26 protein-coding genes are annotated in these 26350 nt (G+C 73.0%); 15 read left to right on the top strand and 11 right to left on the bottom strand.

Features of this window, described 5'->3' with window-relative positions; translation table 11 throughout:
* Positions 1–18 precede the first annotated feature (18 nt).
* The 3 genes from ACIBEJ_RS02400 to ACIBEJ_RS02390 form a co-directional block, all read right to left on the bottom strand.
* A complete protein-coding gene (locus ACIBEJ_RS02400) occupies positions 19–1911 on the bottom strand; it encodes a WD40 repeat domain-containing serine/threonine protein kinase (RefSeq protein WP_397180773.1) in 1893 nt (630 codons plus the stop codon).
* Between the two features lie 231 nt (positions 1912–2142).
* Positions 2143–4863 (bottom strand): AAA family ATPase, encoded by a 2721-nt coding sequence (locus ACIBEJ_RS02395; RefSeq protein WP_397180772.1) that lies wholly within the window; start codon positions 4861–4863, stop codon positions 2143–2145.
* 123 nt (positions 4864–4986) lie between these two features.
* On the bottom strand, positions 4987–6024 hold the full coding sequence (locus ACIBEJ_RS02390; protein ID WP_397180771.1) for an NAD-dependent epimerase/dehydratase family protein: 1038 nt from the start codon (positions 6022–6024) through the stop codon (positions 4987–4989).
* Positions 6025–6139: 115 nt separating this feature from the next.
* Here ACIBEJ_RS02390 and ACIBEJ_RS02385 point away from each other — a divergent pair, with 115 nt between their 5' ends.
* On the top strand, positions 6140–7006 hold the full coding sequence (locus ACIBEJ_RS02385; protein ID WP_397180770.1) for an SDR family oxidoreductase: 867 nt from the start codon (positions 6140–6142) through the stop codon (positions 7004–7006).
* 31 nt (positions 7007–7037) lie between these two features.
* Here the strand turns inward: ACIBEJ_RS02385 and ACIBEJ_RS02380 are convergent, their stop codons facing one another.
* Positions 7038–7892 carry a glutamate-cysteine ligase family protein gene (locus tag ACIBEJ_RS02380; protein ID WP_397180769.1) on the bottom strand — a complete coding sequence of 285 codons (855 nt, stop codon included), beginning with the start codon at positions 7890–7892 and terminating at the stop codon, positions 7038–7040.
* Between the two features lie 56 nt (positions 7893–7948).
* Between ACIBEJ_RS02380 and ACIBEJ_RS02375 the strand changes: the two genes are divergently transcribed.
* Genes ACIBEJ_RS02375 through ACIBEJ_RS02365 form a run of 3 tightly spaced genes read left to right on the top strand, consistent with a single transcriptional unit; the run spans position 7949 to position 9814 of the window.
* A complete protein-coding gene (locus tag ACIBEJ_RS02375; RefSeq protein WP_397180768.1) occupies positions 7949–8614 on the top strand; it encodes a HemK2/MTQ2 family protein methyltransferase in 666 nt (221 codons plus the stop codon).
* Positions 8586–8813, top strand: a complete 228-nt coding sequence (locus tag ACIBEJ_RS02370; RefSeq protein WP_397180767.1) for a CDGSH iron-sulfur domain-containing protein — start codon at positions 8586–8588, stop codon at positions 8811–8813. The genes ACIBEJ_RS02375 and ACIBEJ_RS02370 overlap by 29 nt, the downstream gene beginning before the upstream one ends.
* The gene (locus ACIBEJ_RS02365) at positions 8810–9814 is read left to right on the top strand and encodes an iron-containing redox enzyme family protein (protein ID WP_397180766.1); all 1005 of its coding nucleotides are present in this window, start codon (positions 8810–8812) and stop codon (positions 9812–9814) included. The genes ACIBEJ_RS02370 and ACIBEJ_RS02365 overlap by 4 nt, the downstream gene beginning before the upstream one ends.
* On the opposite strand, the gene ACIBEJ_RS02360 is transcribed toward ACIBEJ_RS02365, so the two are convergent.
* Both ACIBEJ_RS02360 and ACIBEJ_RS02355 read right to left on the bottom strand, forming a co-directional pair.
* Positions 9777–10190 (bottom strand): hypothetical protein, encoded by a 414-nt coding sequence (locus ACIBEJ_RS02360; RefSeq protein WP_397180765.1) that lies wholly within the window; start codon positions 10188–10190, stop codon positions 9777–9779. The genes ACIBEJ_RS02365 and ACIBEJ_RS02360 overlap by 38 nt on opposite strands.
* A 39-nt stretch (positions 10191–10229) precedes the next feature.
* Positions 10230–10859 (bottom strand): class I SAM-dependent methyltransferase, encoded by a 630-nt coding sequence (locus ACIBEJ_RS02355; protein ID WP_397180764.1) that lies wholly within the window; start codon positions 10857–10859, stop codon positions 10230–10232.
* Between the two features lie 62 nt (positions 10860–10921).
* On the opposite strand from ACIBEJ_RS02355, the gene ACIBEJ_RS02350 reads away from it, so the two are divergent.
* The 3 genes from ACIBEJ_RS02350 to ACIBEJ_RS02340 all read left to right on the top strand — a co-directional run bounded on the left by ACIBEJ_RS02350 (position 10922) and on the right by ACIBEJ_RS02340 (position 12540).
* Entirely contained in the window at positions 10922–11557 is a 636-nt protein-coding gene (locus ACIBEJ_RS02350) for a TetR/AcrR family transcriptional regulator (protein ID WP_397180763.1), read from the top strand.
* 63 nt (positions 11558–11620) lie between these two features.
* The gene (locus ACIBEJ_RS02345) at positions 11621–12022 is read left to right on the top strand and encodes a phage holin family protein (RefSeq protein WP_397180762.1); all 402 of its coding nucleotides are present in this window, start codon (positions 11621–11623) and stop codon (positions 12020–12022) included.
* On the top strand, positions 12019–12540 hold the full coding sequence (locus ACIBEJ_RS02340) for a DUF3618 domain-containing protein (protein WP_397180761.1): 522 nt from the start codon (positions 12019–12021) through the stop codon (positions 12538–12540). The genes ACIBEJ_RS02345 and ACIBEJ_RS02340 overlap by 4 nt, the downstream gene beginning before the upstream one ends.
* Before the next feature lie 29 nt (positions 12541–12569).
* On the opposite strand, the gene ACIBEJ_RS02335 is transcribed toward ACIBEJ_RS02340, so the two are convergent.
* Positions 12570–13469, bottom strand: coding sequence for a LysR family transcriptional regulator (locus ACIBEJ_RS02335; RefSeq protein ID WP_397180760.1), 900 nt, complete (start codon positions 13467–13469; stop codon positions 12570–12572).
* Positions 13470–13584: 115 nt separating this feature from the next.
* Between ACIBEJ_RS02335 and ACIBEJ_RS02330 the strand changes: the two genes are divergently transcribed.
* The 8 genes from ACIBEJ_RS02330 (at position 13585) to ACIBEJ_RS02295 (ending at position 21849) form a co-directional block, all read left to right on the top strand.
* A complete protein-coding gene (locus tag ACIBEJ_RS02330) occupies positions 13585–14505 on the top strand; it encodes an MBL fold metallo-hydrolase (RefSeq protein ID WP_397180759.1) in 921 nt (306 codons plus the stop codon).
* Positions 14506–14557: 52 nt separating this feature from the next.
* Entirely contained in the window at positions 14558–15322 is a 765-nt protein-coding gene (gene map / locus ACIBEJ_RS02325; protein ID WP_397180758.1) for a type I methionyl aminopeptidase, read from the top strand.
* Between the two features lie 96 nt (positions 15323–15418).
* The gene (locus tag ACIBEJ_RS02320) at positions 15419–18157 is read left to right on the top strand and encodes an ATP-binding protein (RefSeq protein WP_397180757.1); all 2739 of its coding nucleotides are present in this window, start codon (positions 15419–15421) and stop codon (positions 18155–18157) included.
* Between the two features lie 97 nt (positions 18158–18254).
* Positions 18255–18830 (top strand): HXXEE domain-containing protein, encoded by a 576-nt coding sequence (locus ACIBEJ_RS02315; protein WP_397180756.1) that lies wholly within the window; start codon positions 18255–18257, stop codon positions 18828–18830.
* A complete protein-coding gene (locus tag ACIBEJ_RS02310) occupies positions 18827–19660 on the top strand; it encodes an SDR family oxidoreductase (protein ID WP_397180755.1) in 834 nt (277 codons plus the stop codon). The genes ACIBEJ_RS02315 and ACIBEJ_RS02310 overlap by 4 nt, the downstream gene beginning before the upstream one ends.
* Positions 19657–20307, top strand: a complete 651-nt coding sequence (locus ACIBEJ_RS02305; protein WP_397180754.1) for a carboxymuconolactone decarboxylase family protein — start codon at positions 19657–19659, stop codon at positions 20305–20307. Before ACIBEJ_RS02310 ends, ACIBEJ_RS02305 begins: the two co-directional genes overlap by 4 nt.
* Before the next feature lie 88 nt (positions 20308–20395).
* Positions 20396–21361, top strand: coding sequence for an alpha/beta fold hydrolase (locus ACIBEJ_RS02300; protein WP_397180753.1), 966 nt, complete (start codon positions 20396–20398; stop codon positions 21359–21361).
* Between the two features lie 23 nt (positions 21362–21384).
* Positions 21385–21849: an SAM-dependent methyltransferase gene (locus ACIBEJ_RS02295; protein ID WP_397180752.1), complete on the top strand. Its 465-nt coding sequence runs from the start codon at positions 21385–21387 to the stop codon at positions 21847–21849.
* Here the strand turns inward: ACIBEJ_RS02295 and ACIBEJ_RS02290 are convergent.
* The 4 genes from ACIBEJ_RS02290 to ACIBEJ_RS02275 all read right to left on the bottom strand — a co-directional run bounded on the left by ACIBEJ_RS02290 (position 21843) and on the right by ACIBEJ_RS02275 (position 26291).
* Entirely contained in the window at positions 21843–22703 is an 861-nt protein-coding gene (locus ACIBEJ_RS02290) for a phosphotransferase enzyme family protein (RefSeq protein WP_397180751.1), read from the bottom strand. The genes ACIBEJ_RS02295 and ACIBEJ_RS02290 overlap by 7 nt on opposite strands.
* 73 nt (positions 22704–22776) lie before the next feature.
* Positions 22777–24246 (bottom strand): serine/threonine-protein kinase, encoded by a 1470-nt coding sequence (locus tag ACIBEJ_RS02285; protein WP_397180750.1) that lies wholly within the window; start codon positions 24244–24246, stop codon positions 22777–22779.
* 188 nt (positions 24247–24434) lie between these two features.
* Positions 24435–25250, bottom strand: a complete 816-nt coding sequence (locus tag ACIBEJ_RS02280; RefSeq protein ID WP_397180749.1) for a siderophore-interacting protein — start codon at positions 25248–25250, stop codon at positions 24435–24437.
* Between the two features lie 72 nt (positions 25251–25322).
* Positions 25323–26291, bottom strand: a complete 969-nt coding sequence (locus ACIBEJ_RS02275; RefSeq protein ID WP_397180748.1) for an alpha/beta hydrolase — start codon at positions 26289–26291, stop codon at positions 25323–25325.
* Between the last annotated feature and the right edge of the window lie 59 nt (positions 26292–26350).

The raw sequence follows: 26350 nt of genomic DNA, 5'->3' as shown, positions 1-26350 counted from the left end.
CCTGCCTCCACCGCCCCTCTATGGCGTCAACCGCCAGATCTGGGTGGTGCCCTCCGAGCCTGCCGTCACCACGGTGATCCGGTCCGTAAGGAAGGCCAGGCTCACGGCGTTGATCTGGCGGTGTCCGCGTAGTGGCGGCAGGCGCTCCACTCCGGTCCTCATGTCCCACAGCCGCACCTTGCCGGCGAGGTCACCGGCGGCGACGAGGGTCCTGTCGCGGGAGGCCACGACCGCCACCGCGCGGACGCCTTCACCTTCGCCGCTCAGCCGGCCGCCCACATGAACCCTGCCCGTGGTGAGGTCCCATACGATCACCCGCCCGTCGCTGTGGCCGCTGACCGCGTACGGCCTGCCGTCGAGTTCGCCGGTGGCGACGGCGGAGACGCGGCCGGATCCGCTCCACAGCGGGTCGCCGATCTGCTCGCGGGCGGCCAGATCCCAGCGCCGCACGGTGCCGTCGTCGCTCACGCTGATCGCCACCTGCCGCCCGTTCACCTCGGCGACGGCCAGATCCTGGACACGCCCGGTGTGCCCGCCGAAGGGCCCGCCGACGGGCCGCTCGGTGGACAGGTCCCACATCCGGAGCCTGTGGTCGCTCCCGGCGGCGACCACGACCGCCTTGCCCGCGACCGTGGCGCCTGCCACCGCGGTCATCGCGACCTGGTCTTCGTTGTCGAGCACCCCGCGCCGCCGGCAGGTGGCGAGGTCCCATACGGTGACCGTTCCGTCGGAGCTCGCGGCGAGCGCGAGCGCCTCGTCGCCGATGCGCGTCAGGGCCAGCTTGTGGATCAAGTCGCCGACGGGCATCTTCTCGCCGACCTGCAGGCCGGTGCGCGCATCCCAGGTGGCCAGGGCCCCGCCGAATCCGCCGCCCACCACGATCTGCCGTCCCCCGACCTCGATCTGTCCCAGCGTGTACATCTCGCCGTAGGTCAGTCCCGCGGGCTTGGCCAGCCGTGTGGCCATGGGCGCCGCGGCGAACGGTGAGGGTCCCGGTGCGGCGGTTTCCGTCAGGCCCCGCACGAGCGGAACCGCGACGACGACGGCGGTGAGCGCGGCGGCCGCGACGACAAGGGTCCCGGGGCGCCGCCACGCGGGACGGCGGCGATCCATCGGCGCCTGCCCGGTGAGCATCCGCCCGATCTCATCCGTGCCGGGGCGTCGCGCGGGGTCCTTGTCCAGGCACCGGGCCAGCAACGGAGCGTGCGAGGACGGCACTCCGGACAGGTCGGGCGGCCGGCTGAGGATCGCGTTGATGATCGACGGCACGTTGGAGCCGGGGAAGGCCGGGTGGCCGGCACAGGCGTAGACCATCGTCGCGGCCCAGCCGAACACGTCCGACGCGGGCCCGGTCGCCTCCTCGGAAATCTGCTCCGGCGCCATGTACCCCGGCGTTCCGATGGCCCCCGACCTGATCATCGTCTGGTCGACGACCTGCGCGATGCCGAAGTCGATGACGACCGGGCCCTCCTCGCCGAGGATGACGTTGCCCGGCTTGAAGTCCAGGTGCGCCACGCCGGCTCGGTGGATGGCGGCCAGCGCCGTGATCGTGGTGATGGCCAGCCGGTGAAAGCCGCTGCCCGTCCAGGGCCCGCGCCGGCGTACGTGGTCGGCGAGTGAGATGCCCCTGATGTACTCACTGACGATGTACGGCCGGCGTTCGTGGGTGCCGACGTCGAGGACCTGGGCGGTGCAGAAGATGTCCACCCGGCGAGCCGCCTCGGCCTCGGCGAAGAAGCGCCGCCGCGCTCCGGGATCGAGCGCCGCCCCGGCGTGCAGGATCTTGATCGCGGCCTGGTCACCGTCCGGCCCTTCGCCCAGGTAGACGGCGCCCTGACCGCCTTCTCCCAGGACGCCCAGCAGTCGGTATCTCCCGATCTTCTTGGGATCGGTGCCGCCCAGCGGGTTCATGCGGCGAGGCGCTCTCGCGGCAGTCCCCGCATCCGCGCGATGGCGGACCGCTCCTGGCCACCGCGGGCCGCTCCTAACTCGCTCACTCGCATGCGCCAGCCTCCCCCGAACCTCGCAAGTCCTGCGCCACGATCTGTCCGGCGTGTACGAAGATCTCAAGAACCCCGAGTCTATGGGCCCGATCTTCTGCCTCGAGGCTTGGACAGGCGTGGCTTCAGCAACGGCGGGACGCTAGACGAGGTCGGTCAGTTCGGCGCGACCCGTGACGCCGAGCTTCGGGTAGGCCTTGTAGAGGTGGTGGCCGACGGTTCGCGGACTCAGGAACAACTGGGCGGCGATCTCCTTGTTCGTGTGACCGGTGGCGGCCAGCCGTACCACCTGAAGTTCCTGTGGCGTCAACAGCGTGAGCGGGCCGCTGTGCTGAGGTTCGTCGCCCCGCTCGCCGAAGACGGCCAGCTCACCGCGCGCCCGCTCGGCCCACAGCCGCGCGCCGAGGCGCTCGAACGCGGACACCGCCCCCGCGAGATGGGCGCGGGCCTCGGTACGGCGGCGCCGGCGGCGCAGCCACTCGCCATAGACCAGTTGGGTACGGGCACGCTCATACGGGCCGCCGTGCCGTTCGTGCAGGCGCAGCGCCTCGGCGTACAGCGCGTCGGCGTCGCCGTCGTCGGCCAGCAGGGCCTGGCAGCGCAGGACGAGCCCGGCGGCGACCGGGCGGTCGACGCACTTGGCCCAGTGGCGGAACTCAGCCAGGGCTGCGTGGGCGCGATCCGGCAGGCCGGCGCGCACGGCCGCTTCCACCAGGTCCGGCACCGCGCGGACCAGGAGGTCGCGGCTCGCCGGGCCTTGGGACACTTCTTCGAGCGTGTCGAGTGCCTCCGCGAACCGCCGGGCGGACAGGTCGAGCATGCCGAGGCCCCAGGCCGCGATCTCGGCGTTGACCCGGTGCCGGGCTCGGGCTCGCGGGAGCACCTCCCCGGCGAGAGCCCGGCAGCGTGCCTCGTCACCCGACACGGCGTGCAGCCACACCTCGATCGACCGGTGTGCCAGGCTCTCCGTCGGGTTCTCGAGCTCGTCGCCGACGGACGCGCCCTCGGCCACGCAGGCGCGGGCGTCGGCGAACTCGCCGCGGAACAGCCGCGCCACGGCGAGCACGTTCAGGATGTACGGGACCCATCCCAGCGCCCCGTTGGCCCGCACCTCGGCCAGCATGTCCTCGGTTCCGGCGATGACACGGTCCTCGTCCGCGATCATGAGCCCGCCGAACCCGGCCGTGATGCGATGCGTCAGGTCGTCGCCCGCGCGGATGGCGGCGTGAAGATCGCGCATCGGGCCGACGGCCAGTTCCGGGCGGCCGGCGAAGAGCTCCGCCCACCCGAGCAGGGCGGCGACGACGGACGCCCAGTGCTCCGGCGGGGTGAACCCGTGCATCAGCTCCGCGGCACGCCGCAGGAGGTCGTGCGCCGCTCCGTGCCGGGCGGCGTGCGCGGCCTCGTAGAGCGTGAGCGCGGCGCGCTCCGGATCGGTGTCGCACACCAGGGCGGCGGCTTCGAGCGTCAGTTCCGCATCGGCCCGCGGCGAGGTGCGTTCGTACTCCACGGCGCCACGGGTGTAGATGGCCGCGGCCCGGATGCCGGGGTCGGTGGTGAGCGAGAGTGCCTCGGCCGCCAGCCGGGCGGCGCGGTCGGCCTTGCCGGCGTCGAACGCGGCCTGGCTGGCCCGGGCGATGCGCCGGGCCTTGAGCTCCCGGTCGGCGCTGAGCCGACCGGCGCGGTCGTAGGCGGCGGACATCGCCATCGCGCCGCCTCGGTGCCAGGCCCGTTCCGCCACGGCTTCCAGTTCGGCGGCCACGGTCTCGTCGGGGGCGGTGGTGGCGGCGGCGAGGTGCCACGCCCGGCGGTCGGCGTCGGCGTCCGCGCGCAGCGCCTCGGCGTAGGCGCGATGGACCTCGATCCGCCGGTGCAGGGGCGCGTCCTGGTAGGCGGCAGCCCGTACCAGGGGGTGGCGGAAGGTGACCCGGCTGTCGATCCAGACCAGCCGGTCGCCTTCGGCGGGAGCCAGGTCGCCGGCGGCGCCGCCGAGGGACTCGATCACGTGCAGGATCGTCGTCAGCGGCGCCGCCAGGTCGGCCGCCGCCACCAGAAGCGCGCGCTGGGCGGGCTCGGGCAGCCGCACGATCTGGTGGCGGAACGCCTCCTGCACACGGCGGGTCACCGGCAGCGGGCCGACCTGCTCGGCCGGGTCGGACGCGTCGACGTCCTTGGCCGCCTGCCGCGACGACCCGAGCTCGATGATGGCCAGGGGGTTGCCGCCGGACTCCGTGAGGACCCGGGCTCGCACCGGTTCGACGAGTGCCGGCGCGTGGTCGTCGAGCAGGCGGCCGGCATCGGGCGCGGCGAGGCCGGACAGGTCCACGACCTCGACGCCCGCGACCTCGAACGGCACCGTCGTCTCGCGCACCGCGAACAGCATCGCGATGGGATCGGCCACGAACCGGCGGGCCGCGAACAACAGCGCCTCCAGGGACCCCTGGTCGAGCCATTGCAGGTCGTCGACCACGCACAGCAGCGGGGCGTCCTCCGCCAGGTCGGCGAGCAACGACAGGGTCCCGGCGGAGATCAGGAACCGGTTGACCTCGTCTCCCTCCGCCATGCCGAAGGCGCACCGCAGCGCCCTGGCCTGCGGAGCGGGGAGCGCCTCCAGCCGATCCAAGTGCGGGAACAGGAGCTGGTGCAGCCCGCCGTAGGCCAGCTCGGAGTCGGACTCGACCCCCGTTCCGCGGACCACGCGCATGCCCTCGGTCTCGGCGATGGACACCGCGTGGTCGAGGAGCACCGACTTCCCGATGCCCGCCGGGCCCCGCAGCCCCAGCGCGCCGCTGCGTTCGCCGCGTGCGTCGCTCAGAAGGCGTTGAACCCGCGCTCGTTCGACCTCCCTGCCTACCAGTGCCATCGCGTTACTCCTAGGTCAAGCCGTGTCGCCGACGATGCGGGCCAGGAGCCCTGTCGTCATCCCGAGGAGTTTCCCGCAGCTCGGAAGGGGTGTCGAACGGAACCCGGCCGGGGTGGGCCGCCTTCAGCGTCGTTCGCCCACTCCCGAGGCCAGTTCGTCCAGGCGTGAGCCGTCCGGTTTCAGCGGCGGCGTGTCCAGACCGGCGCCCTCCGACAGTCCCTCGATCATCTCGCGTACGGCGTCGCCCGCGCTGTGCCGGGGGCTCCAACCGAGTTCGGTGCGTGCTCTGGTCGTGTCCATGACCGGCACGTGCATCGCCATCTCGAACAGGCCCGGCGAGGCGGGGACGAGGTGGGCGTGCCAGGCCGCGGCCAGCGCGCCGCGTGCCAGCCACGGAGGTACGGTCACCGTCCGGGCGCCCAGCATCTCCGCCAGCTCACGCGTGGTCAGCACCGGGTCGGCCGCGATGTTGAACGGACCCGACACCGGCCGCACGGCGGCCAGCCGGTAGGCCTGCCCCATGTCCTCGGCGTGGACCGTCTGCAGCCGCAGTTCCGGCAGGTCGGGAAGGACGGGCACCCGTTTCACGAGCCTGCCCGGCAGGAACGGCCCGGCGAACAGGCGGCGCTGCTCGCTGGCCGCGGCGCGCTGGAAGACGTAGCCGGGCCGGAGCCTGACGACGCGGATGTCGGGGTGATCACGTTCGAAGACGTCGAGGGCGCGCTCGACGTACGCCTTCTCCCTGCCGTACGCGGCGCGTGGCCAGCCGTGGGTGGGCCACGACTCGTCGACGACCCGGTCACGGGGGCCCGGCGAGTAGGCGCCGACCGACGAGGCGTACACCAGAGCCGGGACGTCCGCCCTGGCCACCGCGTCGAACACGCGCATGCTGCCCAGGACGTTGGCGCGCCAGGTGACGGCGCTGTCGCGGATGGGCTGGAACAGCCAGGCCAGATGGATGACCACGTCGGCGCCCCGGAAGACGGCGACCAGATCGTCCCGGGTCACGTCCGCCGTCTGCCAGCTCGTCTTGGCGCCGAAATCGCGTTCCGGCCGCCGATCGGCCACGCCGACCACGGCGGTGACGGCCGGATCCACGCGCAGCGCGTTCAGGACGCTCGTGCCGACGTTGCCGGTGGCGCCCACGACGACGACTCTCATGTGCCGTCTCCCCTCGGAGGTGTACGGCACGCCTACCCCCGCTGAGAAGCGGAAACCTGACCTGACGGCCTGGCAGTGACTGTTCAAGAGCCTGGTGCGGGGGTAGCGGTCGGTCATGACCAGTGACAACGAAGACACCGCTCAGCCGGCGCAGCAGCAGCCGTACCCCGGGTACTCCGATGCGATGGACCCGGAGCCGCAGGACGAGATGCGCGCCTATACCGGACGCGATCTCCTGGCCGGGCGCAAGGCACTGGTCACCGGCGGCGACTCGGGCATCGGCCGCGCGGTCGCGGTGGCGTTCGCCAAGGAGGGCGCCGACGTGGCCGTGGCCTACCTCAGCGAGCACGCCGACGCCGAGCACACCAGATCGCTGGTCGAGGAGTGCGGCCGCACCTGCGTCCTGCTGCCCGGCGACCTGGCCGCGCCCGCGCACTGCGCGCAGGTGGTCGGCGACGCCGCGAAGGCGCTCGGCGGCCTGGACCTCCTGGTCAACAACGTCGCCACCCAGTCTCCCGTGAACGGCCTGGAGGAACTGTCCGACGAGCAGTGGGAACGCACGTTCGCCGTCAACATCGGCAGCTACTTCTGGATCACCAGAGCGGCGCTCGCCCACCTGCCGCGCGGAGCCGCGATCGTCAACACCTCCTCGGTCAACGGCCTGCGCGGCAACAAGGACCTCATCGACTACGCCGCCACGAAGGGCGCGGTCAACGCCTTCACCTACTCACTTGCGCAGACGCTGATGGAACGGGGCATCCGGGTCAACGCGGTCGCACCGGGACCGGTCTGGACGCCGCTGATCCCCGCCACCATGCCCCCGGAGAAGGTCGAGCAGTTCGGCCGGCAGGCGCCCATGAAACGCGCCGCCCAGCCCGACGAGATCGCGCCGTCCTACGTCTTCTTCGCCGCGGACCGTCTGTCCTCCTACTACACCGGCGAGATCCTCGCCCCGGTCGGTGGCGAGACGATGCCAGGCTGACCCGCCACTCAATACACGACGCGTCGTGGTCTCACCCGCTCCGTTCACCACCGGCTCGCCGAGCCCCTGCGGACGTCGCGGACCGGAACCGGGTGTCAGTGCCTCCAGCAGCGCCTCGGGGCCGGAGCGGCGGATTCGGCGCTGCCATGCGCCCCCCGTCCCGCGCCGCCGCAGCCTGGCCAGCGACGCCCGCACCTCCGGCAGATCTCCAGCGGCCTCCAGCGCGGGCGTGACGTGCCGGACGAAGGCTTCCAGCAGGCGTACGGCAGGCCGCCGCGTCCCCGCGACCACGTCCACGCCCGGACCGTCGAGGCCGTGGCGGGCGGCGTTCCACACGGCGGCGGCGCACACCTGGTCGTCGGCCGCGGGCGCCTGCCGCCCGGCGGCCAGCTCCGCCAAGGCCGTGGCGACCGCAGCCCTGGTGAGGGCGGCCTGGAGCACGGCGTCGCAGGTGGTTCATGACGGCGACCGCGGTGTCCCGGTCGTCCACGCCGACGTGGACGTGGCAGCCGCACGACTCGTACCGGTTCACCAGGGCGGCGTAGGCGTCGCCGATGCGCCGGAAGCGGTCTCCGGAGGTGAACGCGGGCGGGGCGGCCGAGGTCAGGGGCGGTGTGGCCGTGCTCAGCACCCGGAGCCCGAGCCCATGGGCCGCGTGGGCCAGGGCGCCGCGCGCGTGCTCGATCTGCCCGCGGATCTCGCCGAGGTCGTGACACACGCCGGTGGCGGCCACCTGGGTCTGGTGCAGCTCGGCGTGGTATCCGCCCCATTGTTCGGCGCCGGGATGGCGTCCCGCCCCCTCCAGAACGGCTGACGCCCGCTCCGCCGGCTGGCCGGAATGCGCTTCCACCAGGAAGAACTCTTCCTCCACGCCGAATGTCCCCATCGCCCACTTCTACCCCTGTCACGTGTTATAAGTCCGCTTTGGGGTAGTTGCTGGGCATGTTCTTGCTGCGCCTGCCGGGGGTGTATCGCCCGCAAGGGGATACAAGGATGCTGGCCCAGGCTCTGGGCCGGCTGGCGTTGCCGCCCGGGGGCAGGATCCTGGACCTGGGCACCGGCACCGGCGCGCTGGCGGTGATCGCCGCCCGCGGGCCGGAAGCCGAGGTGACCGCGATCGACCTGTCCCTTCGTGCCGTGCTGTCCGCGCGTTTCAACGCGGTGCTGCGGGGGCTGCGGCTGCGGGTGATCCGCGGCAACCTGTTCGCCCCCGTGGACGGCGAACGCTTCGACCTCATCCTGGCCAACCCGCCGTACGTGCCCGGGATCGAGGCCCAGCCCGCCCCGCACAGCGCCAGCCGCGCCTGGAACGCGGGAGCCGACGGCCGCAGGCTGCTCGACCGCATCTGCCGGCATGCGAGCGCGCACCTGACCAGCGGCGGAACGCTGCTCCTCGTGCAGTCGTCGCTGAGCGGGGTGCGCGAGTCGCTGTACCGGCTCAGGTGCGAGGGCCTCGCCGCCGAGGTGGTCGCCCGGCAGCTCGAACCGTTCGGCCCGGTCATGCGCGGCCGGGCGAAACTGCTCGAAGCCCACGGGCTGATCAGCCCCGGGCAACGTCATGAGGAACTGGTGGTCATCCGTGCCGACCGAACCCGCAACGCGGCGTGACACCCGCGTCACGATGGTGCCCGGCGGGCCGATGCTCGTCGAGGGGCCGGTCGAGGTCGTCCTCGAGGATGGGAGCACGGTCAGATCGGAGCGCTTCCTGGTCGCCCTGTGCGCCTGCCGCCGCAGCCGGCGCCTCCCCTTCTGCGACGCCAGTCACCGGCGCAGGAGACGCGGCCAGGCGGAGGAGGGCTCGCCATGAGCGTCCTTCCCGGCCCGCGCGGACCGCTGTCGGAGGCGGTGATCGCGGCGCTGTCCGTTCCTGGTGTGGAGGGGGCCTGGCCTGCCGTACCGGATGATCCGTTCTGTGAGGACCTGCAGCTCGCCCTCTACGTCTGCTACGAGCTGCACTACCGCGGCTTCGACCGGGTCGCGCCCGCGTGGGAGTGGGACCCTGACCTGCTGCGCCTGCGCGCCGCGATGGAGGACGTGTTCCTGTCCGGCCTGCGCGAGGTGACCGACGGCGGCGCCGACGTGCCCTCGGTCCTGGAGGACCTGCTGGTGGAACGCGCCGATGACGAGGGCGTCTCGCATCATCTGCGCGACCACGCCGAGCTGTGGCAACTGCGCGAGTACGTCGTGCACCGCTCCGTCTACCACCTGAAGGAGGCCGACCCGCACGCCTGGGTGATCCCCCGGCTGTCGGGACGGGCCAAGGCGGCGCTGGTCGCGGTCGAGTTCGACGAGTTCGGCGGCGGCAGGGCCGAGATGGTACACGCGCGACTGTTCGCCGACCTGATGGACGAGCTGGGCCTGGACTCCGGCTACGGCTTCTACCTCGACCGCGTGCCCGCCCCCATGCTGGCGATCGTGAACATGATGTCGCTGTACGGCCTGCATCGCCGCCTGCGCGGAGCGCTGGTGGGCCACTTCGCCGCCGCCGAGATCACCACCGCGCCCAGCGCCGACCGGATCGACCGCGGCCTGCGGCGCCTGGGCGTCGAGGCGATCTTCTTCTCCGAGCACGTCGAGGCCGACGCGGTGCACGAGCTCGTGCTGCGCCGCGACGTCATCGGCGACCTCCTGCTGACCGAGCCGGACCTGGCCGCCGACGTGGTGCTGGGCGTCCAGACCACCCAGGCGCTCGAAGGCCGCTTCGCCGACCACGTGCTGGAACACTGGCGAAGCACGGACGGCCCACGCAGCTCGCTGAGGGCCGGGCCGCTCACCCCCGTTCGAGGTACGGCTGAAGCCGCCGGATGAGCGCGGCCGGATCCGCCACGGTGACGGTCAGACCGGGGTGGCGCATCAATCCGATCGGCTCGCCGCCGTTCACCGGGTGGTGAAAGCGCAGGCACACGCCCTGCCTAGTGTTCGTTCCGAAGGTCAGCCCTCGGTCGGCCAGGGAGATCCGCGGCCCGATGGCCTTGATCGCCGCGTACGGACCGCTGAGCTCGGCACCGGCCAGGTTCGGCAGGTCGGTGACCAGCTCCCACGGGCCGAACCGGGCCCGGACGCCGCGTTCGGTGACCATGACCGCGCAGTTGCCGGGGCGGATGCCCAGCAACCACAGCGGCCACCGGTAACGGTCGTCGAACGCGAAGTCGAACCGGTCGGCCGACGGCGGCATCTGAGTCATGAGTCCAGGATGCCCGCACGCCGGCGGGACACACGGTGTCTAGGCGCTGCGGCGCAGCGTGAACCAGAAGGTCGGCACCGAGTTGGTGCCCGGTGTGACCTCGACCAGTTCCCAGCCGGGGAACCTGGTGCGGAGTTCGTCGGCCGTGACCCCCGCCGCCCATGAGGTGATCTCGGAGGTCGGGTTGCCGAGCGGCTCGGGGCCGTACCCGAACATCAGCAGCCGCGCTCCTGGAGCGGCGCGGTGCGTCAGCCCGGCGGCGTAGGCGTCGCGGCGGTGCAGCGGGATGCCGCAGTAGCAGCTCAGGTCGAAGAACAGGTCGAAGGGGCCGGGCACGTCCAGTTCGTCGAGGCGGGTGGCGTCTCCGTGCAGCAGCCGTACCGCCACTCCCGCCGCCTCGGCCTTCTTCCCGGCCTGGTCGACGGCGTGCTCGATCACGTCCACGGCGGCCACGTCCCAGCCGTGCCGGGCGAGGTAGACGGCGTTGGTCCCGGTGCCGCAGCCGAGTTCGAGGGCGCGGCCGGGCGGCAGCGCGCCGTCCCCCTCGACCAGGGCGGACAGCTCGGGCGGTGTCACGCCGGTGTCCCACGGCGGTTTGCCGCCCCGGTAGTAGCCCTCCAGTGCGCGGTAGACGGACTCTTCCTCGCGGTCTCGCTGCTTGTCGTCCATCGGACTCCTCCAAGAGTTTGTAGTTGAACTCTAGTGATTGACTCTAGAGATATACTCGCCTCATGGATCGAGTCAAGCGGCCGGACAAGCGAGCCGAGCGCTCGCGCCGTACCCGCGAAAAGGTCGTGGCGGCGGCTCGCGAGCTGTTCGTCGCGCAGGGTTACGGGGCGACGAGCCTTCAGGAGGTGGCGGATCGGGCGGGGGTTGCCGTCCAGACGGTCTACTTCGTCTTCGGCAACAAGCGCACGCTGTTCAAGGACGTCGTCGACGCGTCCATCGCCGGGGACACCGAGCCGGTCGCCACCATGGATCGGGAGTGGTTTCGCGCCGCGTGCGCCGAGCCCACGGCCGCCGGGCAACTGCGCGCCCACGTCCAGGGCACCCGGGAGATCCTGGGCCGGGTCGCCCCGATCATGCCGCTGATCGCGGCCGCCGCGGCCACCGACCCCGAGATCGCCGCACAGTGGCCGGACGGTCCCGACCCGCGTTACACCGTGCAGTACGCGGCGGCCGAAGCCCTGGCCGGCAAGCCCGACGCCCGTCCCGGCCTGACCGCCGGGATGGCGGCGGACCTGCTGTACGGCCTGCTCAGCCCGGAGCTCTATCTGATCTTCGTCCGGGACCGGGACTGGTCCCCGGACGCCTGGGAGGCATGGGCCCGCACCACCCTGACCTCCCAGCTCTGCGCCCCTGGCTGAACAGCGGTGATAGAGCGCCCGCAGGCTGGGTAGGCGCCTACCTCATCGGAGGAGGTGACGGCCGTGAGGGAGAACCCGAAGGGCAACCTGTCCACCGCTGAGCTGGTCGGGCAGTTGTCCGAGCAGGTGAGCAGGCTGGTCCGCGACGAGATGCGGCTGGCCGCGCTCGAACTCAAGGGCAAGGGGCGGCGGGCCGGCTTCGGCGCCGGGCTGTTCGGCGCGGCGGGGATGACCGCGTTCTTCGGCGCCGCCGCGCTGGTCGCGGCCGTGATCCTGCTGCTGGCCCTGGTGCTGCCCGCTTGGGCGGCCGCCGGGGTGGTGGCGGGGGCGCTGCTGGCGCTCGCGGGCGTGCTCGCCCTGGCGGGCAGGTCCCAGGTACGGCGGGCCACTCCCCCGGTGCCGACCCAGGCGATCGACAGCCTCAAGACGGACGTCGACGTGGTGAAGGAGAGGGCCCGGAGATGACCGAGGCAGACCCCGGCATGGACCGGGAACACAACGCGGGAAACGTGGGCGCGCGCCGGGCGACGGTGGGCACCCCGACGGACGACATCTCGGTGAACGTGCCCCCGACCAGGCCGGGAGCGGCGGAGAACGCCCTGGCCGACGAGGCGGAGCGCGAGTCGCACGAGACGTTCGTCCCGCAGCCGCCCATCGCGGAAGAACGCCCCGCGGACGACCGTCCGCTCCCGGAGGCCACCCAGGACTCGGACGTCCAGCCTGAGCAGGAGCCGGGCGAGGAAGCGGTGAAGCAGGACATCGTCCGGACGAGACAGGACCTGGGCGACACCGTCGAGGCGCTGGCCGCCAAAGCCGACGTGCCCAGCAGGGTGCGAGACCAGGCGGACGAGGTGATGGCGACGGCGAAGGAGAAGGCGGGCGACGCCGTCACCAAGGCGAAGAAGCGTCCCGTCCTGGTGCTGGCCGCCGTGGGCGCCGTCGTCGCCCTCGTCGTGCGCCGCCTCCTCAAGCGCAGACGCTGAACCTCCAGGAGCCGCCATGCGCGAAGCCGTCAGCGGACGGGAGCCGCTCGCGCGGCGCTCGTCGCCACGTCAGGCGGTCGCGCGATGGTCGTCGCCACCTCCACGAAGCCGTGGATGAGCGACCTGCGATCCCGCCGCCGCCAGGCGACGACGAGCGGGCTCGGCGCGACGTCGTCGATCGGCACGACGACGATGCCGGGCGCCCGGCTGATGGTCAGCGGTGCGAGGCCGATGGCGTGTGACCACAGGACGGCTTTGATGCATTCGCGTACGGTTCGCACGATGGTGTCGTCCTGGTTCACGCGCCCGCCTGCCCAGTAGTCGCGCCAGAGCGGATCCGCCGTGTCGGGGATGCGGAACCACCGGCGGTCCCGCACGTCTCGTAGCTGAAGCCGTTCCCGGGCGGCGAGCGGGTCGGTGTCGCGCATGACGATGCCAACCGGGTCGCGCCGGATCTCGGCGACGGCGACGCCGTTGGCGGTGAACGGGGTGCGGGTGACGGCCACGTCCACGAGCCCGCGGCCGACGCCGATGGTCGGATCGGTGAGGTCGCCCTCGACGATGCGGATCTCCACACCGGGGTAACGCGAACGGAACACCTCGATCAGCGCGCCGCCGGCACGATCCACGCTGTCGGCGAGCGTCCCGATGGTGAGCGTGCGCACCTCCGCCGTCTGCGCCACCAGCGACGGCAACGACTCGACCCTGGCGAGCACCTCCCGCGCTTCCGGCAGCAGCGCGTGACCGGCCTGGGTCAATGCCATGCCGCGAGCGGAACGGGTGAACAGCTCGGCGCCGAGCTCCACTTCGAGCTTCTGGATCGCTCTGCTCAGCGGGGGCTGCGACATGTGCAGCCGGGCTGCCGCCCGGCCCACGTTGAGCTCTTCGGCCACCGCGACGAAGTAGCCGAGAGTGCGCAGATCGACCATACCCTCAGGGTATCGCCGCCTCTCATCAGGTGTTGGACGCCCCTGCCGGCGGCGCGATGCAATCGAGGGGCTGGACGACCGCAGCCGCAGAAAGGCACGACGCACCATGATCTATGTGTGGACCGGTGTGGCGCTGGCCGCCACCGCCGCGGTGTTCCTCGTCGTCCGCTCCTTCCGGCCCGCGCCGCTCCCGGCGCCGGCGCCGTGGACGGGCCCGCTGCCGCAGGCGGCACCGCCGGAGGGCATGGCGATCTTCCAGCTCCCGACCGGCACGTACGAGAATCGGGCCGCCCTGGCCTACCGCGGCGGATCGTTCGGCGACGTGCGAAGGTTCGCGGCCACCGCCGTACTCGTTCAGCACCCGGCGGGCGACCTGCTGATCGACGCCGGATTCGGCGCCGGCGTCGAGGCGCACATCGCGGCCATGCCGTCCTACCGGCGCACCCCGCACGAACTCGGGGCCACGGTAGACGAGCAGTTGCGGGCGAAGAACTACGACCTGGGCCGCCTGCGCGGCGTCCTCATCACCCACGCGCACTGGGACCATGTCAGCGGCCTGGAAGACCTCGACGTGCCGATCTGGATGAACCCCGCCGAGGGCCGGTACGTCGAACGCGCCAAGGACGCGGCGTTGTTCCGCGGCATCGCCGGTCGCCGGCAGGTCCACTCGTACACGTTCGACGGCCCGCCGTACCTCGGCTTCCCGAGCAGTCACGACGTGTACGGCGACGGCTCGGTCGTCATCGTCGAGGCCGGTGGGCACACGGACGGCTCCGTCGTGGTCTTCGTCAGCCTTCCCGACGCTCGCCGGTTCGCCTTCATCGGCGATCTGACCTGGCAGATGGAGGGCGTGACGCTGCGGGCGGAGCGGCCGAAGATGCTGCGCGTGCTGGCCGACGTCCAGCCCGCGCGGGTGCGCGAAGGGCTGCTGCGCGTCATCAGCCTGGCCGACCGGATGCACGTGGTGCCGGCACACGACGTGCACGCCTACGATCCGATTCCGCGATGGGCCTGCGCCACGACCCGCAGCCTGTAACGCGCCACCCACCCTGTCCATCGGTATAGTAATACCGGTATAGTTATCGCTCATGATGGAACTGAAGACCCCGGGCGAGATCGACGCCATGCGCGAAGCGGGCCGTGTGGTGGCCAGAGCACTGGAAGCGGCCCGGCAACTGGTGGCCCCAGGAGTACGGCTGGCGGAACTGGACGAGGCGGCCAAACAGGTGATCGCCGATCACAAGGCCACCTCGGCGTTCCTGAACTACCAGCCCGACTTCGCCCCGACGCCCTACCCGAAGGTGATCTGCACCTCGGTCAACGACGCGATCGTGCACGGCATCCCCGACGGCTACCGGTTGCGCGAGGGCGACCTGCTGAGCGTGGACGCGGGCGCCTACCTGGACGGGTGGGCGGGCGACGCGGCGTTCTCGATCACGGTGGGCGCGGACCACGACCGCGAGGGGCTCATCGAGGCGGCCGAGCGGGCCCTCGCGGCGGGGATCGCCAAGATGGTGCCGGGCAACCGCCTGGGCGACGTGAGCGCGGCGATCGGCGCGGTGGCCAAGACGTCGGGACTCGCGGTGATGAGCGGGTTCGGCGGACACGGGATCGGCCGGCACATGCACGAGGATCCGCCGGTGCCGAACACCGGCAGGGACGGCCGGGGGCTCGTGCTGCGACCGGGGATGGTGCTGGCGATCGAGCCCATGCTGGTGGCGGGCAGCGACGGCCGCTACCAGGTGGACGACGACGGGTGGACGTTGCGGAGCGTGAGCCGGCGCTGGGCGGCGCACGTGGAGCGCACGGTGGCGGTGACGGAGGAAGGCCCGCGGGTGCTGACCGCCCTCTGAAGACCGTATGGTGACCGTCGCCGCCCATGCGAGCCGGAAGCCGGGCGAAGCCTATGATCCTTGCCAGCCCGTCCGACCGAGCCCGGAGGAACACCCGTGGAGCACGTCAACGTCACGCTGTACGGGCGTCAGGCCGAACAGGCCGTCCTCGGCGAGTTGCTCGCGGCCCGCTCCGGCGCCCTGGTCGTGCGGGGCGAGGCGGGCATCGGCAAGTCGGCGCTCCTGGAGGACGCGGCCGCGCGAGCGACGGAGGCCCGCGTGCTGCGGGTGACCGGCGTCGAGTCCGAGGCCGACCTGCCGTTCGCCGCCCTGCACCTGCTGCTGCGCCCGATCCTGGAGCACGCGCGGGCCCTGCCGCCGCAGCAGGCCGACGCGCTGCGCGGCGCGCTCGGCCAGGGCGGCGCCATCCGCGGCGACCGCTTCCTGGTCGGGCTGGCGACGCTCAGCCTTCTGGTGGAGCTGTCGGCGGCGAGCCCGGTGCTGTGCCTGGTCGACGACGCGCAGTGGCTGGACGGCGAGTCGGCCGACGCGCTGCTGTTCGCCGCCCGCCGCCTGCACGCCGAGCCGGTGACGGTCCTGTTCGCCGCGCGCGACGGCGACGGCGCCTTCCCCGCCAGAGGGCTGCCGGAGCTGCGGCTGGGCGAGCTGGACGCCGAGGCCGCCCGGAAGCTGCTCGCCGAGCAGGCCGCCGGCCTGCCGCCGGCCGTGCGCGACCACCTTCTCGCCGAGGCCGGGGGCAACCCGCTGGCGCTGATCGAGCTGCCCCGCATGCTCACCGCCGGGCAGCGCGGCGGCGCGCTGCTCCCGCTGCCGTTCTCCCTCGGTACGGCCACGGCCGTCACGGACCGGGTGCTGACCGGATTCCGCGACCGGGTCGCGGACCTCCCCGACGCCACCCGGTCCTGCCTGCTGGTGGCGGCCCTCGACCACCACGTCGAGCTGGACGTGCTCGATCGCGCCGCCGGCCGGCTCGGCGCGTCGCTGGGCGACCTCGCGGCGGCCGAACGTGCGGGCCTGGTCCGGGTGGGCCTGGCCGAGGTGGCCTTCCGCCACCCGCTGGTGCGTACGGCGGTGCTGCTGGCCTGCGACATCGCCGCCCGGATGGCCGCGCACCGCGCGCTGGCCGAGGCGGTGGACGACGACCGGCGCACCTGGCACCTGGCGGCCGTCACCCTGCGGCCCGACGAGGAGGTCGCGGCCGAGCTGGAGAACCTCGCGCTGCGCGCGCGTCAACGCGGCGGCCAGGCGGCGGTGTCGGCGGCCTACGCGCGGGCCGCCGAGCTGTCGGCCGATCCCGGCCGGGCCGTACACCGGTGGGCGGCCGCGGCGGAGGCGGCGACCGAGGCGGGCCTGTGGCAGCGCGCGCGTGAGCTGGTGGACAGGGCCAGACGGCAGGCCGAGGCGGCGACGCTGACGGGCGCCGTCCAGGCGGAGCTGGCCTACGTGCGGGCGAAGCTGGAGATCGAGGCCGGCCGCCCGCTGGACGGCGTGCGGCTGCTGCACCAGGGAGTCGAGGCGAGCGGCGACCTGGGCGTGAAGCTGTCGCTGCTGAGCATGGCGGGCTCCTACGCCTGGGCCAGCAGCGCCCACCCCGACCAGCTCGCGCTGGCCCGCCGTACCGAGGAACTGTGCCCGCCGGGCGACGGGCTGCCCGCGGTGGTCCGCACGATCAACCACGCCTTCCGCCTCAGCCTGGAGGGCGGCGTCGTGGCCACGCCCGCCTTCCCGGCGCCGGCGCCGGGCGAGCACATCCCGTACGAGCTGCGCTATCTCCAGTCCTTCCAGGGCGTCGTGCACGGCGACGCCGAGGGCCTGCTCGACGGCGCGAGCGCGCTCGTCGAGGAGTGCCGGGCCGAGGGGCGGCTCGCCCGCCTGCCCCAGGCCATGACGTTGCTGGCCATCGCCCAGTTGATCAGCGGCCGGCACCCGGCCGCGCGGGTCACCGTGACGGCGGGCCTGGCCCTGGCCTCGGACGCCGGGCAGCCGACCTCGGCCGGGTACCTGGCCGGCCTGCACGCGTGGCTGTCCGCGGTCGCCGGGGCCGAGCAGGAGTGCGAGGCGATGACCGCGCGGGCGATCCGCGACGCCGACCACCGCCGGTGGATCCTGGCCTCCTGCTGGACCGAGTACGCGCGGGCGATGCTCGACCTCGGGCTCGGCCGCTACGAGGCGGTGCTCGACCGGGTGGATCGGGCGATGACCGGCCCCGCGCGCCACGCCTTCCTGTGGCGTTACTCCTGGCCGGACGCCATCGAGGCCGCCGCGCGGGCCGGGGATCCGCGACGGGCGCGGGATCTGCTCGGGCGCTACGCGGGCTGGGCCGAGTCCATCGGCCGGCCGGGGCCGCTGGCCGTACTCCATCGGGCGCGCGCGCTGCTGGGCGCGGACGGCGCGGCCGGGGACCTGTACGAGCGCGCGCTGGCGCTGCACGCCGAGGACCGGCAGCCCTTCGACGAGGCGCGTACCCGCCTGACCTACGGGGAGTGGCTGCGCCGCCGGCACCGCCGCACCGACGCGCGCGCCCAGTTGGAGGCGGCCATGGAGACCTTCGACCGTCTCGGCGCGGCTCCGTGGTCCGCGCGCGCCGCCGCCGAGCTGCGCGCCTGCGGGGTCCCGCTGCCCGATCGCGCCAGGGCCGGGGACCGGCTGGACGTCCTGACGCCGCAGGAACTGCAGGTGGTACGGCTGGCCGTCACGGGCGCGTCCAACCGTGAGATCGGCGCCCAGCTCTTCCTGAGCCCGCGCACGGTCGCCTCGCACCTGTACAAGGCCTTTCCCAAGCTGGGCGTCGCCTCGCGGGCCGAGCTGGCCAGGATCCCCGGCCTCATCGCCTGACCAGCGTGGCCCTCCGCCAGGTGACTGAGGTGCCGCCGGCGACCATCAGTCACCTGACAGAGGCGGCCGGCACCGCCCGCTTCCTACCGTTCTGGCCATGAAACCTGAACCGTACTCGGCGGTCGTGATGGCGATCCTCGCCGCCGCGTTCTGCGCCTGGGCGCTGCTGACCTTACCCCTGCAGGGCGCCGTCATCCTCGTGGTGGCCAGCGTGCTGGGCTGGAGCGGATGGATGGCCTTCAGCTACACCCACCCGGTGAAGTCCAGGAGGGTGATCGCCGTCTACCTGTGCGCGGTCGGCTTCCAGCTCATCCACATGGCCGAGGAGTACACCGGCGGCTTCCCGCACGAGATCGTCGAGCTGTTCGACTCGCCGCGCGACTGGCCGGAGAAGGAGTTCCTGCTGGTCTTCGTCTTCGGCTTCGGCGCGCTCTACTTCTTCGCCGGCGCGGGCGCGCTGTACCGGATCCGCGTGGCCAACTTCTTCCTGTGGTGGTACGCCCTGGGCGCCGGCCTGCTCAACGGCATCGCCCACTTCGTCTTCCCGATCCTCAAGGGCGGCTACTTCCCCGGCCTGTACACCGCCGCCGGGCACCTCCTCATGAGCACGCTGCTCATCTACCTGCTCGTCAGGGAGAACCGGCAGCTCAAGGCCGAGGTACGGACGGCATGAAGAACGTGCTGGTCACCGGCGCCTCCACCGGAATCGGCCGCGCCACCGCCCTGCTGCTGGCCCGCGCGGGCTTCACCGTCCACGCCGGAGTGCGCAAGGAGGCGGACGGGCAGGCGCTCGGCCCCGCCGTCACCCCGATCCTGCTCGACGTCACCGACCCCGGCCAGATCGCCGCCGCCGCCGAGCGCATCGGCCACCTCGACGCCCTGGTCAACAACGCGGGCATCGGCGTCACCGGCCCGCTCGAGTTCGTCCCCCTGGACGCGCTGCGCCGGCAGTACGAGGTCAACGTCTTCGGCCAGGTCGCCGTCACCCAGGCCATGCTGCCGAAGCTGCGCGCCGCGCGCGGCCGGGTGGTCACCGTCGGCTCGGTCGGGAGCTGGATCACGCTGCCCTTCGGCGGCCCGCTGTGCTCCTCCAAGCACGCCATCCGCTCACTCAACGACGCCCTGCGCATGGAGCTCAGGCCGTACGGCGTCGCGGCCGTCCTCATCGAACCCGGCTCCATCCACACCGACGCCGTCGACAAGCTCGAAGACGAGGTCGAGCCCCGCCTGGCCTCCCTCGGCGCCGACGGCAGGCGCCTGTACGGCACCGCCTACCGGACCATGGTCGCCAGCGGGCTGAAGGAGGAGCGGTCCGGCTCCAGCCCGGACGTGGTCGCCCGCGCCGTCCTGCACGCCCTCACCGCGCGCCGCCCCCGCGCACGCTACCCGGTCGGCAGGAAGTCCCGGCTGATGAGCACGCTCGGCCGGATCGTCCCCCAGTACACCCTCGACACCCTGCGCCTGCGCGCGCTCGGCCTGTCCAGAACGGAGCCACACCGATGACCCAGCTCGCCGGCGCCGACGCCCTGACCGCGCTCGACCCCATCTTCGCCCGGCTCGCCGTCGGAGCGGGTCACCACCTGTGGGGCCTGGCCCACCTGACCATGCGGGAGAAGTCCTTCGTCTGCCTGACCGCCGACCTGTGCCACCCCCACCTCGGACTGCCCCTGGCCATGCACGTCCAGATGGCCCTGGCCCATGACGTGGACCCCGAGTCGATCAGGGAGCTGTACCGGCACCTGGCCCCGTACGTGGGGTACCCGATCGTGGTCCCCGCCTTCCAGCGGCTGGCCGAGCTGGGCCTGCCGGAGGCGCGCGACACCGATCCGGTCACGCCGGTGCCGCTGGACGGCCCGCTGGCCGCTGCCGTACGCGAGCTCGAGGACGTCGACCCCGGGCTGGCCGCGTTCACCGAGGACCAGCTCGCGCAGCGGTGGGCCAGGCCGCACCTCGACGTCCGCGAGCGGGCGATCGCCTGCCTGACCGTGGACGTCCTCTACCAGACGCCGGGCCCGTCCCTGCGCCTGCACGCCGAGCTGGCCAGGTCGGCCGGCGCCACCGAGGAGACCCTGCGCGACCTGGTCCGCGGCCTGGCCGAGTTCGGGCTCACCCGGGCGTGGGCCGCCGCGGCGGCCCTGTTCCACCCGTGAGCCAGATCACGTGCCGTCGTTGTCACGCCCGCGAGCGCCGTCCCGTCCAGACGCATGAAAGCGCTCCGACCCTCACCAAGGAATCATCATGGTCCGTCTGGACGACACCGCCCGCCCCGCGCGCAAACGGCGCCGATGGGCGCTGGCCGTGGCCGTGCCGCTGGTGGCGGCGCTGCTGGCCGGCGCCTACGTCTGGCAGCCGGCCGAGGAGGGCCGCGCCTTCCGCTCGCCGTACCTCGCGCAGGTCGGCTCGCGCCACGCCGACACCCCGATCGCGCGCTTCCACTACGTCCGGGCGGGATCCGGCACGCCGGTCATCCTGCTCTCGCCCGGCGGCACCTCGGTCATCGGCTGGAAGGACCAGCTCGCGGCGCTGGCCCGCGACCACACCGTGTACGTGGTCGACCTGCCCGGCCAGGGATACACCCGGCTGAACGACCCCGGCTTCGCCTACGACCTGGACGCGATGGTCGCGGCCGTCGGCGCCTTCATGGACGCCCTCGGAGTACGGCGGGCCGCCCTCGCGGGCAACTCGTGGAGCGGCGGCTGGGCGCTGGCCTTCGCCCAGCGACACCCCGACCGGGTCAGCAAGCTGGCCCTGCTGGACGCCACCGGACTGGACGAGCCGGGCACGCTGATGTGGGAGTCGCTGAAGATCCCCGTCTTCGGCGAGCTGGCCGTCAAGCTGTCCACGGGCAGGGCAACCGTCCGCGGGCTGGCCGAGGGCATGATGGTCGACAAGGGGCGCGTCACCGAGCAGTTGCTGGACGAGTGGTGGGCGCCGATGACCTTCCACGACAACATCCGCGCCACCTACCTGCTGGAGCGCCGCCTGGACTGGGCGGTGACGGAACGCGCCCTGCCGGCCACCAGGATCCCGACGCTGGTGTTGTGGGGCGGGCAGGACACCGTCCAGCCCGTCGAGCGCGCCCACCGCTTCGCCGAACTGCTCCCGGACGACCGGCTCGTGATCCTGGACGGCTGCGGCCACGCGCCCCAGCTCGACTGCCCGGAACCGGTCAACCGGCATCTCCAGTCCTTCTTCGCGAACTGACACGATCACCGGAGGAAAACGCCGTGCAGACCATCGTTGTGGAGCCGATCGGGACGGTCATCGGCGGGCGCGCCGAGGCGGTCGACGACGACTGGGACACCGAGCAGGCGCTGATCCGCCTCGACGCGGCCCGCTTCGGGCCGGAGTCCCTGGCCGGGCTGGAGGCCTTCTCCCATCTGGAGGTGGTGTTCCGGTTCCATCGCGTGGACCCCGCCTCGATCAACACCTCCGCCCGGCATCCCCGCGGGAACCCCGGCTGGCCCAAGGTCGGCATCTTCGCCCAGCGGGGCAAGAACCGCCCGAACCTGCTCGGCGTCTCCCGCTGCCGGCTGCTCGCCGTCGAAGGGCTCGACCTGCGGGTCCGCGGCCTGGACGCCATCGACGGCTCGCCGGTCCTGGACATCAAGCCGTACATGACCGAGTTCGGGCCGCAGGGGCCGACGCGGCAGCCGGAGTGGGCGAGCGAGCTGATGCGCGGCTACTACTGACCCGCACGGCCGGGAACCGGTTCCTGTCTGCGGCCGAGGGCGGCCCGGAGCTGGGCGAGCCACTCCCGGCCCCGCGCGCGCCCGTCGGGGAGCCGGTCGTCGCGGTCCCAGCGCCAGGAGACCACGAGGGCGAGGCTGAGGACGCGGCAGTCGGCGAGCAGCCCGGGGTCGGCGCCCGGATAGTGCGCGGCGACGTCCTCGGGGGCATGCGCGAGGTCGAACTCGACGGGCCCGCGGCAGACGGTCTCCAGGTCGATGAAGAGCGGCCCGTCCGCGGTGGCCAGCAGGTTGCCGGGGTGCGGCTCGCCGTGCAGGAGCTGCTGGCGCGGGTCGCGGTCCAGGATCGCGCGGCTGATGCCGCGCAGGGTGCCGGTCAGCAGGGCGCGTTCCGCCGTAGCGAGGTCCGGGCTGACGGCGGGGTCCTCGACAACGCGCAGGGCCTCGGCGACGCGGCCGGTGAAGTGCGGCGCGGGAAGGTCGACGCGGCGCAGACCGGCGTGGAGCCGGGCCAGGGCGCCGGCGTAGGCGGCGGGCGGGAGGTCGCCCGGTGCGGCGGGCTCGTGGTAGGTCCAGAGGGTGACGGCGAAACCGTCGCGGACGTGGACGCGGGGCTCGGCCCTCGGATCGAGACCCGCCACCGGACTGCCCGTCCCGGCCAGGCGCCGGGCGACCTCGGCCTCGAAGTCGAGGCGCTGCGAGACAGGCGCGACCCGGGCGAGCACGCCGCCGGGCCGCAGCAGGACGGCGATCCGGTTGGAGTGGTGCAGCACGGACGCGTCGTCGGCGCCCAGCCCGTACCCGGCGGCCGTCTCGACGGCCGCCGCCACCGCCCGCGCGATCTCAGCGCTGTTCACGCCATCCCCCTCCGCTTCTCCTCCAGACGTTACGGCAAGCCCCCGGTCTGGAAGGTGCCGCGACGACCGGCGGTCAGGTGGTGGTGGTCGGCGTGGGGTTGGAGGTGGGGCTGAGGGTGGGGGTGACGCTGGGGCCCGGCGACTCCTCGCCCGGCCCCTCCTGGGGGATCGTGGTGATGCCGGTCGAGGGCACCGGGCAGTCCCGCTTGGCCGCGTTGCCCCGCTTGCGCCCCGCCGGGTTCACGCAGTCGTCGTCCTCGGGCGGCTCGGGCAGGAACGTTCCCATGCCGTCGGTGGTACGCCGGTGCGGCGACGGGCTCGGGATGGCGCTGGGGCTCAGGGTGCGGGTCAGCGTGACGGTCGGGCTGGAGGGCGGGGTGGTCACGGGCGTCGGCACGCCGGAGGCCACACCCGAGGTGGGCCGGACGGTCGAGCCCGCCGACCCGTGCGGCTGCACGACCGGGATGTCGGGGATGACGGAACTGCCGGAGAAGCCGAGGCTGCCGGGGTTGCCCGCGGCCACGACCGTGATCGCCGCGATCGAGACCGTGGCCAGGGCGGCGAAGCTGGCGTGGGATAAGTGGGCCCCGGCACGGGCCCGGCGGCGTTTGGGACTCTCCTCCGCCGGGGGCGGCGCCAGCCGTACCCTGCCCGCGCCCGGAGGGTAGGGCACGGGCGTCCAGAGCTCGTCCAGGACGTCGCCGACGGCGGCGCGAAGGTCCCACGGGTCGCCGACGCCGCCCGCGGCGAGCAGCGCGCGCAGCAGGTCGGCGGCGCGCGGGCGGTCGGCGGGCTCCTTGGCCAGGGCCGCCTCCACCGCGGGCCGCAGCATGGCGGGGACGGCGTCCAGGCGCGGCGGCTCCAGCATGATGCGCCGCATGATCACGTCGGTCTCGCCCCGCCCGAACGGGTGGTGGCCGCTCGCGGCGTAGGCCACCAGGCAGCCCCAGGAGAACACGTCAGCCGCCGGTACGGCCGCGCCCCCCGTCAGCCGCTCCGGCGCCACCCACCCGGGACTGCCCATGACCTGCCCGGCCTGCGTGTGGGCGGCGAGGGTGTCGACGTCGCGGGCGATGCCGAAGTCGATGACGCGCGGCCCGTGCGTGGACAGCAGCACGTTGCCCGGCTTCAGATCCCGGTGGACGAGCCCGGCGTCGTGCACGGCCACGAGCGCGGCGGCCACGCCCAGGGCCACGCCGTAGGCCAGATCGGGGGTGAGCGGCCCGCGCGCCTCCACGACCTGCGAGAGCGCGGGCCCCGGGATGTAGTCGGTGACGAGGTAGGGCCGGTCGCGGTCGGTGCCGTCCTCGATCACTGCGGCGGTGCAGAACGGCACCACGCGCCGCGAGAACGCGACCTCCTCGGCGAAGCGTGCCCGCAGCGTCTGGTCGCCGAGGTGCACCGCGTGCGGCGTCTTGAGCGCGACGAGGCCGCCGCGGGGATGTTCGGCGAGGTAGACGACGCCCATCCCGCCCGTGCCGAGCCGGCCCAGGAGAAGGTAGCGGCCGATGATGACCGGGTCTCCCACCGTCAGCGGTCGCACGCCTGGAGGCATGTCGCTCGCACCACGCGCCATCCGGATCTCGCCTCTCCTGTATGGGACCTGGCAAGCACACTGTGGCCCGATCAGGCGGAGGGTTTCCGCATGGTTTTCCCAAGGGGTATCGCGAGTAAGGCGGGTGTTACCTTTCGGCTAGTAAGAGGTGTGACTGGACGGCCTGAAGTGGCGTTTTACGACGACAGCTCCTTGGCCTCCTCGGCCTCGACCGCCTGGTTCCAGTCCTTCTTGACCGCCCGCCAGCCCTCGTCGTCGACGCCGAGCCGCCAGTAGCCGGAGATCGACAGCCGCTCCAGCGGCACGCCGCGCTCCACCCGCAGGTGGCGCCGCAACTCCTTGACGAAACCCGCCTCGCCGTGGACGAAGGCGTGCACGTCGCCCTCCGGGAACTCCAGCCCCCGCACCGCCTCGACCAGCAGCCGGCCCACCGGCCGGTCACCGCGGTAGAGCCAGGTCACCGGGCGATCCAGCTTCTGCTCCTCGACCGGGCCCTCGATCTCGACGAACACGTGCGCCACCGCGTCCTCGGGCAGCGCCTCCAGGGCGGCGGCGATCGCGGGCAGCGCGCTCTCGTCGCCGACGAGCAGGTGCCAGCCGGCGGCCGGGTCGGGGGCGTAGCCGCCGCCCGGCCCGAGCATGTAGAGGGTGTCGCCCGGCTGAGCGGCGGCCGCCCAGGGACCGGCCAGCCCCTCGTCGCCGTGGTGGACGAAGTCGATCGTCAGCTCCAGCGCGTCGGGGTCCCAGGCGCGCACGGTGTAGGTGCGCAGCCTCGGCCAGTGCTCGCGGGGCATCTCCTCGCGGCAGGTCTGCACGCTGAACGGCTCCGGATACTCCACGCCCTCATGGCGGAAGACGAGCTTGACGTAGTGGTCGGTCAATCCGGAGGTGGCGAAGCCGCGCAGGCTCTCCCCGCCCACCACCACGCGGATCATGTGCGGCGTGAGCTGCTCGGTCCGCAGCACGGTCGCCTTGTGCTCGCTCTTCGACATCCCGGGCCCATCCCCCTCCGGAGCTTACTTAGGTATACCTAACCTACACCCCCGGTAAGGAGCGATGCGCCGTCAGGCGGCATCTTCGAGGAAAGTACGCCCTTGCACGTCCGCCAGGAACGACGCCATGTGCCGGAACGCCAGCCGCGCCTCCGGCAGCACGTCGGCCAGGATGGGGAAGACGTGCGGCATCCTCGGCCACTCCTCGTAGCGGACCGGCACGCCCGCCGCGCGCGCTCTGACCGCGACCCGGTGGGCCTCCTCGCGCAGCACCTCGGTCGAGCCGGTGACGATCATCAACGGCGGCAGACCCGTGTAGTCGCCGTTGACCGGCGAGACGAGCGGGTCACGCGGGTCCAGGCCGGCGGTCCAGTGCCGGGCCAGCCAGCGCACCCGCCCGGCCGGCAGCATCGGATCCTGCCAGCGGTTGGCCCGGCGCGGCGCGTCGGTCAGGTCGGCCCACGGCGACAGGCACAGCGCCGCCTCGGGCAGCGGCAGGCCGCGATCGCGCAGGGCGAGCAAGGCGGACAGGCACAGGTGCCCGCCGGCCGAGTCCCCCGCCAGCAGGATGTCGGAGGGCGCGTGACCGCGCTCCAGCAGGCAGGAGTACGCGTCCAGGGCGTCGGCCAGCGACTCGGCCAGCCGGTGCACCGGTCCCTGGCGGTAGTCCAGGGCGAGCACCGGACGCCTGGCCACGACCGACAGCCGCCAGGTGACGGGCCGGTGGGTACGCGGCGAGCAGGAGAAGTAGCCGCCGCCGTGGAAGTAGAGCAGGACCTTACGCTCGTCCAGGCCCTCCCCCGCGCGGATCCACTCGCCCCCGCAGTCGCTGAAACTGGCCGGGACGATGTCGACGTGTTCGGGCGGAGCCATCGGCAGCAGGCGCGACAGCGTCCCCAGCCGGGCGGCCGCGTCGATGGCCAGCGGATGGCGCAGCAGCAGGCTGGACGCGGGCTTCAGCGTGCCGCGGAGCACGCCGTTGAGCGCGCGGGCCTGCCAGCTCATGGGGTAGTCGGGGTAGACGTCCCTGTCGATGCGCATACAAGGCCTCCGATGTATCCCATTCCCCCGGAAACACCGCTCTACCCACCGGTAAGCAC

The organism is Nonomuraea sp. NPDC050790 (genome assembly GCF_044456745.1).
Lineage (GTDB): Bacteria > Actinomycetota > Actinomycetes > Streptosporangiales > Streptosporangiaceae > Nonomuraea.
Note: the sequence above shows the minus strand (reverse complement) of the source record. Positions and strands in the feature narration are given on the sequence as shown.

Excerpts from the sequence above, each read along its gene's own strand:
- ACIBEJ_RS02400 (WP_397180773.1), bottom strand. The coding sequence starts at position 1,911 with ATGAACCCGCTGGGCGGCACCGATCCCAAGAAGATCGGGAGATACCGA.
- ACIBEJ_RS02395 (WP_397180772.1), bottom strand. The coding sequence starts at position 4,863 with ATGGCACTGGTAGGCAGGGAGGTCGAACGAGCGCGGGTTCAACGCCTT.
- ACIBEJ_RS02390 (WP_397180771.1), bottom strand. The coding sequence starts at position 6,024 with ATGAGAGTCGTCGTCGTGGGCGCCACCGGCAACGTCGGCACGAGCGTC.
- ACIBEJ_RS02385 (WP_397180770.1), top strand. The coding sequence starts at position 6,140 with ATGACCAGTGACAACGAAGACACCGCTCAGCCGGCGCAGCAGCAGCCG.
- ACIBEJ_RS02380 (WP_397180769.1), bottom strand. The coding sequence starts at position 7,892 with ATGGGGACATTCGGCGTGGAGGAAGAGTTCTTCCTGGTGGAAGCGCAT.
- ACIBEJ_RS02375 (WP_397180768.1), top strand. The coding sequence starts at position 7,949 with ATGTTCTTGCTGCGCCTGCCGGGGGTGTATCGCCCGCAAGGGGATACA.
- ACIBEJ_RS02365 (WP_397180766.1), top strand. The coding sequence starts at position 8,810 with ATGAGCGTCCTTCCCGGCCCGCGCGGACCGCTGTCGGAGGCGGTGATC.
- ACIBEJ_RS02360 (WP_397180765.1), bottom strand. The coding sequence starts at position 10,190 with ATGACTCAGATGCCGCCGTCGGCCGACCGGTTCGACTTCGCGTTCGAC.
- ACIBEJ_RS02355 (WP_397180764.1), bottom strand. The coding sequence starts at position 10,859 with ATGGACGACAAGCAGCGAGACCGCGAGGAAGAGTCCGTCTACCGCGCA.
- ACIBEJ_RS02350 (WP_397180763.1), top strand. The coding sequence starts at position 10,922 with ATGGATCGAGTCAAGCGGCCGGACAAGCGAGCCGAGCGCTCGCGCCGT.
- ACIBEJ_RS02340 (WP_397180761.1), top strand. The coding sequence starts at position 12,019 with ATGACCGAGGCAGACCCCGGCATGGACCGGGAACACAACGCGGGAAAC.
- ACIBEJ_RS02335 (WP_397180760.1), bottom strand. The coding sequence starts at position 13,469 with ATGGTCGATCTGCGCACTCTCGGCTACTTCGTCGCGGTGGCCGAAGAG.
- map (WP_397180758.1), top strand. The coding sequence starts at position 14,558 with ATGATGGAACTGAAGACCCCGGGCGAGATCGACGCCATGCGCGAAGCG.
- ACIBEJ_RS02315 (WP_397180756.1), top strand. The coding sequence starts at position 18,255 with ATGAAACCTGAACCGTACTCGGCGGTCGTGATGGCGATCCTCGCCGCC.
- ACIBEJ_RS02310 (WP_397180755.1), top strand. The coding sequence starts at position 18,827 with ATGAAGAACGTGCTGGTCACCGGCGCCTCCACCGGAATCGGCCGCGCC.
- ACIBEJ_RS02305 (WP_397180754.1), top strand. The coding sequence starts at position 19,657 with ATGACCCAGCTCGCCGGCGCCGACGCCCTGACCGCGCTCGACCCCATC.
- ACIBEJ_RS02300 (WP_397180753.1), top strand. The coding sequence starts at position 20,396 with ATGGTCCGTCTGGACGACACCGCCCGCCCCGCGCGCAAACGGCGCCGA.
- ACIBEJ_RS02280 (WP_397180749.1), bottom strand. The coding sequence starts at position 25,250 with ATGTCGAAGAGCGAGCACAAGGCGACCGTGCTGCGGACCGAGCAGCTC.
- ACIBEJ_RS02275 (WP_397180748.1), bottom strand. The coding sequence starts at position 26,291 with ATGCGCATCGACAGGGACGTCTACCCCGACTACCCCATGAGCTGGCAG.